The following is a 14,325-nucleotide window of genomic DNA, read 5'->3' as shown; positions in this document are numbered from 1 at the left end:
CTAAACCCTAACCTCAGATGCCCACCGTCTCTCCGATGTGTCTCCACCGCTACCGCAGCGTCCCAACCGCCTCACCAGCGCCGGTGAAGGGGTATTTACGGATTAGGTCTGAGACCTGCAACCCCCAATTTGAAAAAACTTCACATTTCCCACCAGTTTCTTCGCCACCTTAATAAAAACAACAAGTTACCTTTAGAATACGGGCGTTTTCCCGCCGTCTGAAACGCTCAGACCAGGGCGAACAGGTGGAATCGCGTTCGGCCCGACAGACTCACCTATAGAAAACGCCGCCGAGGCTTCCCAAGGCGGCGTCCTGTAGGTATTCGGCGCGATTAAACCAGGTCGAACCGATCCGCGTTCATCACCTTGTTCCAGGCCGAGACAAAATCGCAGACGAATTTGCCTTCGGCGTCGGACTGGGCATAGACCTCGGCCAGCGCCCGCAATTGCGAGTTCGAACCAAAGACCAGATCAACGCGCGTACCGGTCCATTTGACCTCGCCGCTAGAGCGGTCGCGGCCTTCATACACGCCTTTGCCAGCAGGCTTCCATTCGGTACGCATGTCCAGCAAGTTGGTGAAGAAGTCGTTGCTGAGCGTACCGGCGCGATCGGTGAGGACACCGTGCTTGGTATCACCGAAGTTTGCACCCAAGACACGCAACCCGCCGACAAGCACCGTCATTTCCGGTGCCGACAGCGTCAGCAATTGCGCCTTGTCGACGAGCAGCTCTTCGGGCGAGACGGTGAATTCGGACTTCTGGTAGTTGCGAAACCCGTCGGCTGCAGGTTCGAGCATACCGAATGAATCCACATCCGTCTGATCCTGCGTTGCGTCGGTGCGGCCCGGCGCGAACGGGACCTCAACATCCTGACCGCCGGCTTTGGCGGCCTGTTCGATGCCGACGGCGCCGGCCAGTACGATCACGTCAGCCAGTGACACTTTCTTGTTGCCCGACTGGGCCTCGTTGAACGCTTTTTGAACGCCTTCCAAAGCATCAAGCGCCTTGGCCAGCTTCATCGGTTCGTTCACGTCCCAGTCTTTCTGCGGTGCCAGGCGGATGCGGGCCCCGTTGGCACCACCGCGCTTGTCCGACCCGCGGAAGGTCGAGGCAGAGGCCCAAGCGGTCGAGACCAGTTCAGACACCGACAGGCCGGATGCCGCGATCTTGGATTTCAGATCGGCCACATCGGCCTCGTCGACCAGATCGTGATCCACAGCGGGAACATTGTCTTGCCACAGAAGTTCTTCGGTCGGGGCTTCCTCGCCAATATAGTTCGCGCGCGGCCCCATATCGCGGTGAGTCAGCTTGAACCAAGCGCGGGCGAAGGCATCGGCGAACTCGTCCGGGTTCTCGTGGAAGCGTTTTGAGATCGGGCCATAGATCGGGTCCATGCGCATCGCCATATCGGCAGTGGTCATCATGGTCTTGACCTTTTTGGACGGATCATGCGCTGCCGGCGCCATGTCTTCTTCCTTGACGTTCACCGGCTCCCAGATCCACGCGCCCGAGGGGCTTTTGGTCAGGTTCCAGTCATAGCCGAACAGCAGGTCGAAATAGCCGTTGTCCCATTTGATCGGGTTTGCGGTCCAGGCGCCTTCGATGCCACTGGTCGTGGTGTCGTCACCCTTGCCCGAGCCGTATTTGTTGATCCAGCCAAAGCCCATATCCTCGATCGGGGCCGCCTCGGGTTCGGGGCCGACCAGATCGGGATCTCCGGCACCATGTGCCTTGCCAAAGGTATGGCCACCCGCGACCAGAGCCACGGTTTCCTCATCATTCATTGCCATCCGGCCAAAAGTGTCGCGGATATCACGACCCGACGCCAGAACATTGGGCTCTCCATCCGGGCCTTCGGGGTTCACGTAGATCAGGCCCATTTGCACGGCGGCGAGCGGGTTTTCCAGATCGCGTTCGCCTGAATACCGGCTATGCGGATTGTCCGTGGGGGCCAGCCAGTCGGTCTCGGATCCCCAATAGATGTCTTCCTCGGGGGCCCAGATATCCGCGCGGCCACCGACAAAGCCAAACGTCTTGCCGCCCATGGATTCGATGGCGCAGTTGCCCGCCAGGATCATCAGGTCAGCCCAGGAAATCTGGTTGCCGTATTTCTGCTTGATCGGCCACAGCAGGCGGCGCGCCTTGTCGAGGTTGCCGTTATCGGGCCAACTGTTGAGCGGTGCAAAACGCTGGTTGCCGGTCGAGGCACCGCCACGGCCATCCGCCGTCCGATAGGTTCCGGCGCTGTGCCACGCCATGCGGATGAAGAAACCACCATAATGGCCATAATCCGCAGGCCACCAGTCCTGCGAATCCGTCATCAGCGCATAGAGGTCCTCTTTCAGCGCTTTATAGTCCAGCTTCTTGAACGCTTCCGCATAGTTGAAATCTTCGCCCAATGGATTCGAAGCGGGCGCATTCTGATGCAGGATGGAAAGGTTCAGCTGATTGGGCCACCAATCCCGGTTCGACCGGGTTCCGGCGCCATGCATTACCGGGCAACCGCCCGTGTTTGGGGTATCACTTCCGTCCATGTCTTTCTCCATTCCTGGCTACTGTTCTTGAGCGTCGCGCGGTCAAATACGAGAAGAGTAACGGGGCCGAATGACATCCCGGCAACGTTAAACCCACGCGCCAAGCGCGTTTGGGTTTAAGGGGCGTTGCGGACTTGCCGGAAAATGCATCAGCGACTCGTTCTTCCTGTCTGTCCTGACGATAGCAAGATAAAGCCATGCAAATAAGTTTTGTTTTTGGATAATATTAATAGATTTTAGTTATCACATTGGCCGCAATCCTGGGCGCGCTGTTTGCGGATTGTCGCAATTGACCGAGGTTGCCGTCAGTGACCGCTGACTTTGCGGTAGAGCGCTGATTTATACCCAAACGGAATGCCCAGAACGCCCACAAGCCAACCGGCTGTCCGGGCAATCTGGATGTAGCGGCGATCCGGCTGAAACGGCATCAGAATGATGGCTGCCAACAAAGCGAGTATTCGGAACGGAACGCTCAGAAACCCCAACGCGGCGCTGACCGGGCGATTCTCAAGCTTGCGGCGCATGTGGGTGTTTGCCTGATCCCGCCCGCGCGCCGCTTGATACCAAAAGCTCAACCTTGAGGTTGGCACCGTCTCATAGACAAAGGCGTCGGGCACCCAGCCGACAGGCAACCCTTTGGCAACAGTTTCGGCGTAGAATTTTGCGTCCGTACCGCCGGTCATACGCATGGTTTCGTCGAACCAAATACCAACATCGCTGAACAAGCGCGTTTCGGCCAGCCAGTTATTGGTGACAATAGTGACACCGCCGGTGTCGCTCAGGCTGGAACGTCGGGCGGCGGCCTTTTCCTTTTCCAGATAGCGATTGCTGATATTGCGCAGCATCAGGCGCTGCGCCGCAGTCTCGTCTCCGGCCGGTTCTGCCGCCCGCAGCGGTGCCCCCAACAATACCGCCGAACTGGCCCGGTATCCGGCAACCAGACGATCCAGCCAGTCCTGCGCGACAACTTCGTCATCGTCAACAAAACACAACAGATCCGACCCGTTGGCGATGGCCGCGCGCGCGGCACGGTTGCGCCCGAACGGGATGCCCAATTCGGGCTCGAGCACATAATCGACCGGGGTCACATCAGGAAAAGACTCTGCCATCTTGCGCAGCACGGATTCGCTGTCGGCACTGGTGTCATTCTCAACCACCAGAAACCGGACCGCACATCCGGCGGGGACAGTCAGCGCGGCCCAACTGCGCAGCAATGCCTCCAGCATGTCCGGACGCTGCCGGGTCAACGTCGAAACCGTAATGGTCAAATGCCCGGACCGATCCGTCATCAGATCGCGCCCGCAGCGTTTTCGCGCATCAAAGCCTCAAGGCCCACGCGATAATTCGGGTAGATCAAGGAAACACCCAGTTCCGATTTGATCCGCTCATTCCGGACCCGCTTGTTTTCGTTGTAAAAACTGCGCGCCATCGGGGTCAGGTCGGCCTCATCGAACGGCACGGCAGGCGGCATCGGCAGGCCCTGAAGCTGGGCGGCATATCCGATCACGTCCTGAGGCGGCACGGGCTCATCATCGCAAACATTGTAGATCGCGCCGGGGTTCGGCTGTGCCATCGAAGCTGCCAGTACCTGCGCGATATCCTCGACGTGGATGCGGGAAAACACCTGCCCCGGCTTGATAATCCGCCGCAGACCGCCGCGTCTCAGCTTGGAAAACGGCCCGCGCCCGGGGCCGTATATGCCGGCCAGGCGAAAGATGTGCAGAGGCAGGTCCGGGATCTCGGACCATTGGTTTTCAGCTCGCACCCGCCAATGCCCGCGTTTGGCGGTTGGCGCAGGTGGTGTTGTTTCGTCGACCCAATCGCCTTGGTGATCGCCATAGACCGCTGTTGTTGACAGATAGCCGACCCAATCAAACTGCCCGGCTCGCGCCGCGATCTGATCGCGCAATTCAGACAGAACCGGATCTCCGTCTTCGGTCGGCGCTGTCGAGATCAGCAGGTGGGTCACCCCCTCCAGATCCGGTGCCTGCCCCGGCCAGATCAACGGTTCCGCCCCCGAGGCGCGAATACCCTCAAGATGGCCTGTGTCGCGCGAAGTTCCGATCATCCGCCAGCCCTGCGGTGCAAGGCGGCGTGACAGTGCTCTGGCCGAATAGCCGTGGCCGAAGGTAAAAAGAGTGCCGGTCATGCCCCCTTGATGCGGGGACGCGCGCCGGGATGCAAGCGCAGAAGGTGACACTTGATTCGAATCCGCCGATGCGCGTTCAATGGGTCATGACCAGCAAACCCACCGACCTGCACACCGCTTATTCGCTGACCTCGCCAGAAGAGAACAAACAGCTCTATGCCGAGTGGGCACGGGACTATGACGCCAGTTTTGCCGCGCGCGAGGATTACCAATTGCACATCCACACCGCGCGCGCCTTTGTCAGCGCAGGCGGCCAAGGCCCGGTGCTGGATGTGGGGGCCGGAACCGGGCTGTGCGGAGCGGTTTTGGCCGGACTTGGAGTCGGCCCGATTGATGCTACCGATATCAGCGCCGAGATGCTGGACCAGGCGATGCGAAAGGATGTCTATCGTGACGCGATCGAGGCGGATCTGAACCAAGGGATTCCGGTTCCGCGCGACAGCTATTCCGGCGTCGTGTCATCGGGAACGTTCACCCATGGTCACCTGGGCCCCGATGTTTTGCCTGCGCTTCTGCGTGTCGCACGTCATGGGGCGCAATTCGCATTGTCGATAAACGCCAAGCATTATGAAAACCTGGGATTTGCCGATGCGCTGCGGGATTTGGAACGGGGCCGGATTCAGCATCTGACCCTGTCCGAGGTTCGCATCTATGGCGATCTTGCTGCTGGCCCGAACAAAGATGACGCCGCGCTGATCGCGCTGTTCGAAAAGGCGTAGGCCTCGCGGCGTTGTCTCCTCAGCCAAACATGCGTTTCTTTCGCGCCCGCGTCTCGGCGGTTGCCTCGGGCGAGCCATCGTGGAACGTGCCGAACCAACGGTCCCACGGCATCTCCTGATTGCCGTAGTTACATTCGTAGTAACGGTGGTGCAGCTGATGATAGAAGGTCCCAAGCGCCAGTCGCTTTTTGTCCTTTACCAGCAACTCCTCATAGCCTGTGTGCGTCATCGCCGCACCCGGCCCCTGAAACACGATGTGGAAGTACAGGTGAATCGGGTGCGAGGGTACGATCCAGTGAATGCACAAGGTGCTGAGGTAAAAGAAATGCTCGACCGGGTGCATGGAAAAGCCAGACCATGGCCCGATATTGACGTTGCGGTGGTGCAGGCTGTGGACCTTTTTGTACAAAAACGGCTGATGCAGCAGGCGGTGTACCCAATAGAAGTGAAAGGCTGACCACATCGGCAGGAGGATCAGCCACAGGATGAACCAAACCGGGTTATCTGCAAATGTGATCACCGGCGCATAGCCATTGGCCATCAACCACATGGTCACGGCTTGAAAACCCGTCAGCTGCATTACGCCCGAGCCCAGCGACCAGAACATGTTATCCAGAACCTGATCACTGAAATTCCACAGCTTGTTGTTCCTGCCTTGATCACGCCGCTCGAATTTCAGCTTTTTCCCCTGCGCCTTGCGCATGTAGAAAAACCAGTGCAGCCCGCCCGCAACGGCGAAGATCATGATGAAATTCACCAGCCAGATCTGAAAGATCCAACCAAACGCAAAATTCTTGGCGGTCTCGAGCGAGGGGTAGAAAAACGCCCACAGGAGAATGGCCAGCCCCACCATCAACACGCGTTCGCTCAGCGTAAGCCAGTTGCGCACAACCCAGCCCAGCAAAAAGCCTGGCCGCAGTGGCCATTGAAAGATCGAGGGGTTTTGCAGCGGCAAATCCGGGTGGTAGTTCCACTCACGGCTCATATCCTGCATCGGCGCGTGATCCGTCACAGCCAATTCTCCTGTCCTAACCGGTCTATCAGGTGGCGTAGTCCGAGCCTTCGGCATCGAGCAGCGCCTTGATCTCGCGCAGATGCGATCCGGCCTGATCCGGATAGTCATCCAATTCCTGTGCGGTTTTCTCGGCGATCTCGTCCGACAGCACCCGCAGTTGCTGCCCGGTTTGCAATGCCCGGATATAAGTTTCCGCCGCGCGCTCGAAATAATAGAGCCTATTAAAGGCATCTGCCGGATCGCTGCCGATCACCAGCACGCCGTGATTGCCCATGATCATGACCTTCTTCTTCGGGTCCGACAGCATTGAGGCACAGCGCTCGCCCTCGCTTTCAAACGCAAGACCACCAAAAGCGTCGTCGACGACATAGCGGTTGTAGAAGGTCGCGGTGTTCTGATCGATCGGCGGCAATGTGCTGTCCGCCAGCGAGGCCAGAACGGTTGCAAAGATCGAGTGCACATGCATGACACAGCGTGCATGCGGGCAATGACGGTGGATCGAACCATGCAGCCCCCAGGCTGTCGGATCCGGCGCACCGGGCTGTTCCATGACTTCGGGGTCATTGGCGTCCAGCAGCAGCAGGTCCGAGGCGCGAATACGCGCAAAATGCATTTGGTTGGGGTTCATCAGGAACTGCGTCCCGTCTTCGTTCACCGCAAGGCTGAAATGGTTGGCCACGGCCTCGTGCATGTTCAATCGCACGGTCCAGCGAAACGCGGCAGCCATGTCCACACGCTCGGGCCAATGGTCGATATTGGTGCGAAGGCTTGCAACGGTCATTCTGGCTCTCCTATGGGGTTCGGCTGCGGGTTGCCAAAATCGTGCCCGCCACAGTCGCGTTTGACCAACGAAAAAAACCGAACTATCCCATAAGTTAAACTAATGCTGAGATTATGCATATGCGAAACAAGCTTCCTCCGCTGGGCTGGCTGCGCACGTTCGAGGCCGCGGCGAGGCACCTGTCGTTCACCGGTGCCGCGCGCGACCTGAACATGACGCAAAGTGCAGTCAGCCAGCAGATCAAATCGCTGGAAGGGTACCTGGGTCAGCCCTTGTTTCTGCGCCGACCCAAGGCGCTGGAACTGACCGAAGGCGGGATCACCTACCTACCTGTGGTGCGAGAGGCGTTTAGAACCCTGTTGCGCGGAACCCAAGCCGTCACAGGTGCGCAACAGAATGCGGTTCAGGTTCAGTGCAACATAACCTTCGCGGTCAATTGGCTGGCCCCGCGCCTGCCCGCGTTTCGCGCGTTGCATCCCGATGTTCACCTCAACATCTTCACCGAGCTGTGGGAGCCGCGCGAGATGGCGGAAGGGGCCGCAGTCGAAATCCGCTATTCGCTGCGCCCGGCCGACACGGTGCGGACCGAGCTTTTGCTCACCGATCACTATTATCCGGTCTGCGCACCGGGATATGAGGTCACGCTGGACAACCTGCAAAGACAGCCTCTGTTCGATTGCTCGAACCTGCTGTCCAATTGGGCAAGCTGGGCGGAAGATCAGGCTCTAAATTGGGAAAGTCCGTCAATTACCTACGCCACGACCTACCTTGTCTGCCTGTCTGCCACAATGGCGGGCGGCGGGTTGTGCCTCGCCCATGATGCCATTGCAGAAGATCTGATTGCGCAGGGTCGCCTGGTCAGTCCGTTCGAACATCGCGCACCAATGCCCGAGGCATATTACCTGTTGCTGTCACCACAAGCGGAAGAAACACCCGGTGCGTTGGCCTTCGCGGATTGGATCAGAGGTCAGTTCGCCAAATCCCAAACAACCTGATGCGCCACAGGCGACGTCACGCCGGGTCCTTGGGGCGGCTTGGAACCCAGGCATAGCCGTTTTCACACAGAATGTAGGCCTCGCGCAGGCCATGTGGCTTGTTGGTCGCCGGTTGCAGGATCGTGGCACCTGCGGCTTTGGCGCGGTCGACGGCTTCGTCCGGATCAGTCTCGTACAGCCTGATCTCGATCCCTGTCCCGCGCGGAGGGGATTCCGGCAACAGCCCCAACAAGGGATTGCTGTGATAGGTGCCATCCGCATGCAGCTGAAAAACCTGATCGCCATAGCGAACAATCGCAAAGTCTCGCGTCGGCTGGTGGGCCGTCATACCAAAAACCCGGTCAAGAAACGCGCATAGCGCCAGCACGTCGCGGACCAAAAGGTTCACCCCGATACCGCGAAGACTGCGGCCGAATCCCTCGGCATCAATTTCGTCGTAGTCCATTCTTGCAGATTGGCCCGCGGACTTGCCATCTGGCAACCCAATCCCGGGCCGCGTGACTTGTCATGGGCTTGACCCGTTTTCAAACCGCTCCATGACAGTTTCACGATACCGCGTCGGCAGGGGTTGCACCTTCCAACGCATTGAGGAAAGTTGGGTCATGGAATACACACCTTTTCCCAGCTGGCCCGATACCGCCCCCCGTTTGATTGCAGTTGCCGCCGGTCGTGAGGCCGCCGAACTGGTGATTCGTGGCGGCACATGGGTCAATGTTCACAGCCGCGAAACGCTGCCGGAACACGACATCGCCATCGCGGCCGGGCGCATCGCCTTTGTCGGGCCCAGCGCCAAGCACTGCATCGGACCTGACACCCAGATGATCGAGGCGCGGGGCCGGTTTATGGTCCCCGGGCTGTGCGATGCACATATGCATATCGAATCCGGCATGTTGACCCCGGCCGAATTTGCACGCGCGGTGATCCCGCATGGCACGACCTCGATGTTCACCGACCCGCACGAGATTGCCAACGTGTTGGGATTGAACGGCGTACGCATGATGCATGACGAGGCGATGATGCAGCCGGTGAATATCTTCACTCAGATGCCGTCTTGCGCGCCCTCGGCACCTGGGCTGGAAACCACGGGCTATGAAATCACCCCCGAGGATGTGGCCGAGGCGATGAACTGGCCGGGGATCATCGGTCTTGGCGAGATGATGAATTTTCCCGGTGTCATCCATGGCGATCCAAAGATGCTGGCTGAGATTGCAGCCACCCAACGGGCCGGAAAAACCGTCGGCGGACACTATGCTTCGCCTGATTTAGGGCCTGATTTCGCTGCTTATGTTGCCGGTGGCCCTGCTGACGATCACGAAGGCACCTGCGAGGCCGACGCCGTCGCACGGGTCCGCCAGGGGATGCGGTCTATGATGCGGCTGGGTTCCGCCTGGTACGATGTGGAAAGCCAGATCACGGCGGTGACCGAAAAGGGGCTGGACCCGCGCAGTTTCATCTTGTGTACGGATGATTGCCACTCGGGCACACTGGTCAATGACGGACATATGAACCGCGTGGTCCGACACGCGATCGCCTGCGGATGTGACCCGCTGATCGCCTTGCAGATGGCGACCATCAACACCGCGACACATTTCGGGCTAGAGCGCGAGATCGGCTCGATCACCCCGGGGCGACGTGCGGACATCATCCTCAGTTCCGATCTGATCGATCTGCCCATCGAACAGGTCATCGCGCGCGGGCAGATTGTAGCGGAAAATGGGACCATAACGGTGGATTGCCCTCATCTGAACTGGCCGGACACCGCCCGCAATACGGTGCATCTGGGGCACGCGCTGAGCGCGACCGATTTCGAGATCGCAGCGCCGCAGGGGGCCAATCGCGTTCAGGCCAATGTGATCGGCGTCGTGGAAAACCAAGCGCCGACCAAGGCCCTGAAAGCCGAGTTGCCGATCATCGAGGGGCTCGTTGAAGGTGAAGGCGATGTCTGCCAGATTGCTCTGGTGGAACGGCACAAGGCGACGGGCGGGGTGACAAACGCCTTTGTCTCGGGCTTTGGCTATCAGGGCAAGATGGCGATGGCCTCAACCGTGGCCCATGACAGCCACCACATGATTGTGGTCGGAACCGACCGCGACCAGATGGCATTGGCCGCAAATCGGCTGGCCGAGGTGGGCGGCGGCATCACAATCTTCCGCGACGGCAAGGAACTGGCGCTGGTCGAATTGCCGATTGCCGGCCTCATGTCCGACAGCCCTGCAGCGCAGGTTGCCGCCAAGGCAGACAAGATGGTCGAGGCGATGCAAGCCTGCGGCTGTCAATTGAACAACGCGTATATGCAGCATTCCCTATTGGCTCTGGTCGTGATCCCGGAACTGCGGATTTCAGACCTTGGCCTTGTGGATGTGCGCACCTTTGAAAAGATCGATCTTCTGGAACCACTTGCATGACAACAATAAAAACACCCGATACCCCTAAACCCGAGCAGTTTACCGACCCCGAGGCCGCCGTGGCCCGACTGGAAGAGCTTTATGAGCAAGCGACCCGGTTCCTGTGCGACAGCTTTACCGAAGCAATGCAGGACGGCACCCCCAAGGCGCGCTACCGGGCCTATTACCCGGAAATCCGCATCAAGACCTCGTCTTATGCGCAGGTGGACAGCCGTCTGAGCTTTGGCCATGTGTCCGAACCCGGTAGCCACGCAACCACGGTCACCCGGCCCGATCTGTTCCGGTCCTATCTGACACAGCAGATTGCCTTGTTGATCCGGAACCATGACCAACCGGTGACCATCGGGGCGTCCGACACGCCCATCCCGGTCCATTTCGCAGTTGCGGGCAACCCGGACCTGCATGTGCCACAGCAGGGGGCCGCCGGATTCACGCTGCGCGACGTCTTTGACGTGCCCGATCTCACGACCACAAACGATGACATCGTCAATGGCGTCGATGACGTGGACGAGGACGGTCCGCTTGCCCTGTTCACCGCCCAGCGCGTCGACTATTCGCTTGCGCGCCTGTCGCATTATACAGCGACCGATCCCAGCCATTTCCAGAACCACGTTCTGTTCACGAACTACCAATTCTATGTCTCTGAGTTCGAGAATTACGCCCGTGAACAGCTCGCCGATCCCGAAAGTGGCTACACCAGCTTTGTTTCGACCGGGAATGTCGAGATCTCGGACGCCGAAGCGCCCTTGGAACAACCGCTGAAGCTGCCGCAGATGCCGACTTATCACCTGAAACGCGCAGACGGGTCGGGGATTACGCTGGTCAATATCGGCGTTGGGCCGTCGAATGCCAAAACCGCTACAGATCACATCGCCGTGCTACGCCCGCATGCCTGGCTGATGGTTGGCCATTGCGCCGGGCTGCGCAACACGCAGGCGCTGGGTGACTTCGTGCTGGCCCATGCCTATCTGCGCGAGGACAAGGTGCTGGATGACGACCTGCCGGTTTGGGTTCCCATCCCGCCATTGGCCGAAGTGCAGGTGGCCCTGGAAAAAGCCGTGGCCGAGGTGACCGAACTGGACGGCTATGAACTGAAGCGGATTATGCGCACCGGCACCGTGGCCTCGGTCGACAACCGCAACTGGGAGTTGCGTGACCAGTCCGGGCCGGTCCAACGCCTCAGCCAGTCGCGCGCTATCGCACTGGACATGGAAAGCGCAACCATCGCGGCAAACGGCTATCGGTTCCGCGTCCCCTACGGCACGCTGCTTTGTGTCTCGGACAAGCCCCTGCACGGTGAATTGAAGTTGCCAGGTATGGCCTCGGCCTTCTATACAACGCAGGTCAGCCGCCATCTGGCGATCGGAATTCGGGCAATGGAGCACCTGCGCGGCATGCCGCTGGAGCGTTTGCACAGCCGGAAATTGCGTTCATTCGACGAAACGGCCTTCCTCTGACGCAAAAAAGCAACGATTTCCCCATATTTTTAGGGTTTTCAGCGCTACTATTCGTTGTGTTCAACCACAATATCCCGTTACAGTTACGCGGTGAGGCCCTATTTATCGGGCACGTTAAGGAGACCAAGAAATGGCAAAGCCTATGACAAAGACTCAGCTGGTTGCTGCTCTCGCTGAGGAAATGGGAACCGACAAGAAGGCCGCGAATGGCGCATTGGAGGCCATCACCGGCCTGATCACCCGCGAAGTATCCGCTGGTGGCGCGGTGACCCTGCCTGGCGTCGGCAAAATCTACTGCCGCGAACGCCCCGAGCGTATGGTGCGCAACCCCGCCACTGGTGAACAGTTCAAGAAAGAAGCTGACAAAGTGGTGAAAATGACCATCGCCAAAGCGCTGAAAGACAGCGTGAACGGCTGATTTCAGTCTTTTCTGTAAGCGATTGAGGGCCGCCTTTGGGGGGCCCTTTTCTTTTTGCTTTTTGCAGAGATGAGCTCGTGTAGGGACCAACGCGAATAGTGCTTTGGCCCGTGCCAACGTCTGAGTTAACCAACCCCAGAACGACGCGACCACATTCGCCCCGCGTCCTACCGCCCATTCGCGCAAACTATTTTGGATAGTCCTTGGGGCTTGGCAATTTATCCGCGTTCTGTACTGCCCATCCATGCATCTCATAAAGCAGCGGGATCAAGCTTTGGCCGAACGGAGTAAGTGAGTATTCAACGTGCGGAGGAATGGTTTTGAAGTCCTTGCGCGCCACAAACCCAATCTCTTGCAGTTCGGTGAGTTGGCGCGTCAACGTGCGATGAGTGATCCGCCCAAGGTTGCGCTGAAGTTGATTGAACCGGCAATCTCCTTGCGCAAGCCAGTAGATAATCAACAGCTTCCAGCGCCCTGAAATGGCTGAGATCAGCGCTTCGATTTGGCAGTGTTCCTCCAACTCACCCTGTTTCATAGCAGTATCCTCAATGACAGTACTTGCTGGTTTGATCACACAAAACTAACTAGCTTTCAGATCACTGTGCCGCAATGGGGGGTCCGATGGGCAAGCAGAAAGTCGTTATCATTGGGGGCGGGTATGTCGGGTTCGAAGTCGCCCAAAAGCTGGATGCCTACGCAGACATCACCCTGATCGAACAACGCGAGGCTTTCGTTCAACCGCCGGCGTCGATCCGCGCGCTTGTAGACCCTGAGTTGCTGGATCAAATCATTCTGCCCTACGACAACCTGCTGACGTCAGGAAAAGTTGTTCACGGTCGCGCTGTATCTGTGACGCAATCCGAGGTCACATTGGCCTCGGGCGCAGTGTATCCGGCAGACTATATCGTGATTGCCACAGGGTCCGCCTATGCCGCTCCATTCAAACCGTCAGGCGATAGCATTGCCGATTTCCGCCTAGCCAGCGCGAAAGTCAGCACGCAGCTGGCCGAGGCGAAATCGGTCGCAATTGTCGGCGCAGGCGCTGTCGGGACAGAACTTGCAGGCGAGATCGCCGCGGCGCAGCCCGATAAGTCCATCACATTGATTTCGTCGGATGATACTCTGTTTCCGATGTACCCGGCCCGGTTGGGCGCTCAGCTTAGACGCAAACTGGAATCACTGGGCGTTTCTGTTGTTTTGGGTCAACGAGTGCAGGATCTACGCCATTCCGATCAGCCCTACAAAGGTACCGTTACCTTGACGGACGGCCGGGTTATCTCTGCTGATCTTGTTTTCCCGGTGATTGGGTCAAAACCTCTATCATCCTTGGCGCAAAGCCTACCGGGCGCGACCACCGGGTCTATGGGTCGGGTCAAGACTGACAAATGGTTGCGGCCTTCAGACTACCCAAACGTCTTCGTCGCTGGCGACATCGCCGACGTTGGTGACAACATGACAATAGTCGCAACAACCCGGCAAAACCCTTGGCTTATCAAGACACTCAAGAACGTGTTGCAGGGAGCGTCGGTTGAGAGCCAGAAACCCTATATCCCATGGAAGACAGCGCCCATTCTGATACCGCTGGGTCCGATCATCGGCAACAGCTGGCTTTTCGCGACGGTAGGAGACTGGATCACCCGAAAGATGAAAGGGAAGGACCTGTTCATTCCCAAATACCGACGGGCTTTTGGATTGCAGATCAAGGGCAAATAGATTCGTTCCGCTGCGCAAGCAGGGCGTGCTCGGGCAGGGCTTCGTGGCTGGGCACGCGCCCGCGCCGACGACGTTTTGACCAGTTTCAACATAACTGCGGCCTGCAGTTCCCTGGAAACGTCAACTTCTTGAATCGACA

At 58.7% G+C, this 14,325-nt stretch carries 13 protein-coding genes; 6 read left to right on the top strand and 7 right to left on the bottom strand.

Annotated features, from left to right (window positions below; all coding sequences use genetic code 11):
- Positions 1-332: 332 nt before the first annotated feature.
- The 3 genes from katG to ACR0LX_RS15165 all read right to left on the bottom strand — a co-directional run bounded on the left by katG (position 333) and on the right by ACR0LX_RS15165 (position 4,683).
- Positions 333-2,534: a catalase/peroxidase HPI gene (katG, locus tag ACR0LX_RS15175; protein WP_480784431.1), complete on the bottom strand. Its 2,202-nt coding sequence runs from the start codon at positions 2,532-2,534 to the stop codon at positions 333-335.
- Positions 2,535-2,839: 305 nt separating this feature from the next.
- Positions 2,840-3,823: a glycosyltransferase gene (locus ACR0LX_RS15170; RefSeq protein WP_480784430.1), complete on the bottom strand. Its 984-nt coding sequence runs from the start codon at positions 3,821-3,823 to the stop codon at positions 2,840-2,842.
- Positions 3,823-4,683 carry an SDR family oxidoreductase gene (locus ACR0LX_RS15165; protein ID WP_480784429.1) on the bottom strand — a complete coding sequence of 287 codons (861 nt, stop codon included), beginning with the start codon at positions 4,681-4,683 and terminating at the stop codon, positions 3,823-3,825. The genes ACR0LX_RS15170 and ACR0LX_RS15165 overlap by 1 nt, the downstream gene beginning before the upstream one ends.
- 86 nt (positions 4,684-4,769) lie before the next feature.
- Here ACR0LX_RS15165 and ACR0LX_RS15160 point away from each other — a divergent pair, with 86 nt between their 5' ends.
- Positions 4,770-5,402, top strand: coding sequence for a class I SAM-dependent DNA methyltransferase (locus ACR0LX_RS15160; protein WP_480784436.1), 633 nt, complete (start codon positions 4,770-4,772; stop codon positions 5,400-5,402).
- A 19-nt stretch (positions 5,403-5,421) separates the two neighbouring features.
- On the opposite strand, the gene ACR0LX_RS15155 is transcribed toward ACR0LX_RS15160, so the two are convergent.
- Both ACR0LX_RS15155 and ACR0LX_RS15150 read right to left on the bottom strand, forming a co-directional pair.
- Entirely contained in the window at positions 5,422-6,414 is a 993-nt protein-coding gene (locus tag ACR0LX_RS15155; RefSeq protein WP_480784428.1) for a sterol desaturase family protein, read from the bottom strand.
- A gap of 28 nt (positions 6,415-6,442) precedes the next feature.
- Positions 6,443-7,198, bottom strand: coding sequence for a class II aldolase and adducin N-terminal domain-containing protein (locus ACR0LX_RS15150; RefSeq protein ID WP_480784427.1), 756 nt, complete (start codon positions 7,196-7,198; stop codon positions 6,443-6,445).
- Between the two features lie 119 nt (positions 7,199-7,317).
- Between ACR0LX_RS15150 and ACR0LX_RS15145 the strand changes: the two genes are divergently transcribed.
- The gene (locus tag ACR0LX_RS15145) at positions 7,318-8,193 is read left to right on the top strand and encodes a LysR substrate-binding domain-containing protein (protein WP_480784426.1); all 876 of its coding nucleotides are present in this window, start codon (positions 7,318-7,320) and stop codon (positions 8,191-8,193) included.
- A gap of 16 nt (positions 8,194-8,209) precedes the next feature.
- Here ACR0LX_RS15145 and ACR0LX_RS15140 read toward each other — a convergent pair whose 3' ends face one another.
- Entirely contained in the window at positions 8,210-8,638 is a 429-nt protein-coding gene (locus tag ACR0LX_RS15140; protein WP_480784425.1) for a VOC family protein, read from the bottom strand.
- Positions 8,639-8,795: 157 nt separating this feature from the next.
- On the opposite strand from ACR0LX_RS15140, the gene ade reads away from it, so the two are divergent.
- The 3 genes from ade (at position 8,796) to ACR0LX_RS15125 (ending at position 12,473) form a co-directional block, all read left to right on the top strand.
- Positions 8,796-10,598: an adenine deaminase gene (gene ade / locus ACR0LX_RS15135; protein ID WP_480784424.1), complete on the top strand. Its 1,803-nt coding sequence runs from the start codon at positions 8,796-8,798 to the stop codon at positions 10,596-10,598.
- Positions 10,595-12,055, top strand: coding sequence for an AMP nucleosidase (locus tag ACR0LX_RS15130; RefSeq protein WP_480784423.1), 1,461 nt, complete (start codon positions 10,595-10,597; stop codon positions 12,053-12,055). Before ade ends, ACR0LX_RS15130 begins: the two co-directional genes overlap by 4 nt.
- A 130-nt stretch (positions 12,056-12,185) precedes the next feature.
- Complete coding sequence (locus ACR0LX_RS15125) at positions 12,186-12,473, top strand: HU family DNA-binding protein (protein WP_170716872.1); 288 nt, start codon at positions 12,186-12,188, stop codon at positions 12,471-12,473.
- 187 nt (positions 12,474-12,660) lie between these two features.
- Here ACR0LX_RS15125 and ACR0LX_RS15120 read toward each other — a convergent pair whose 3' ends face one another.
- The gene (locus ACR0LX_RS15120; protein WP_480784422.1) at positions 12,661-13,008 is read right to left on the bottom strand and encodes a winged helix-turn-helix transcriptional regulator; all 348 of its coding nucleotides are present in this window, start codon (positions 13,006-13,008) and stop codon (positions 12,661-12,663) included.
- Positions 13,009-13,094: 86 nt separating this feature from the next.
- Between ACR0LX_RS15120 and ACR0LX_RS15115 the strand changes: the two genes are divergently transcribed.
- Positions 13,095-14,186 (top strand): NAD(P)/FAD-dependent oxidoreductase, encoded by a 1,092-nt coding sequence (locus ACR0LX_RS15115; RefSeq protein WP_480784421.1) that lies wholly within the window; start codon positions 13,095-13,097, stop codon positions 14,184-14,186.
- Positions 14,187-14,325: the final 139 nt, after the last annotated feature.

The sequence above is a fragment of the Ruegeria sp. CH11 genome (assembly GCF_056537105.1).
Note: the sequence above shows the minus strand (reverse complement) of the source record. Positions and strands in the feature narration are given on the sequence as shown.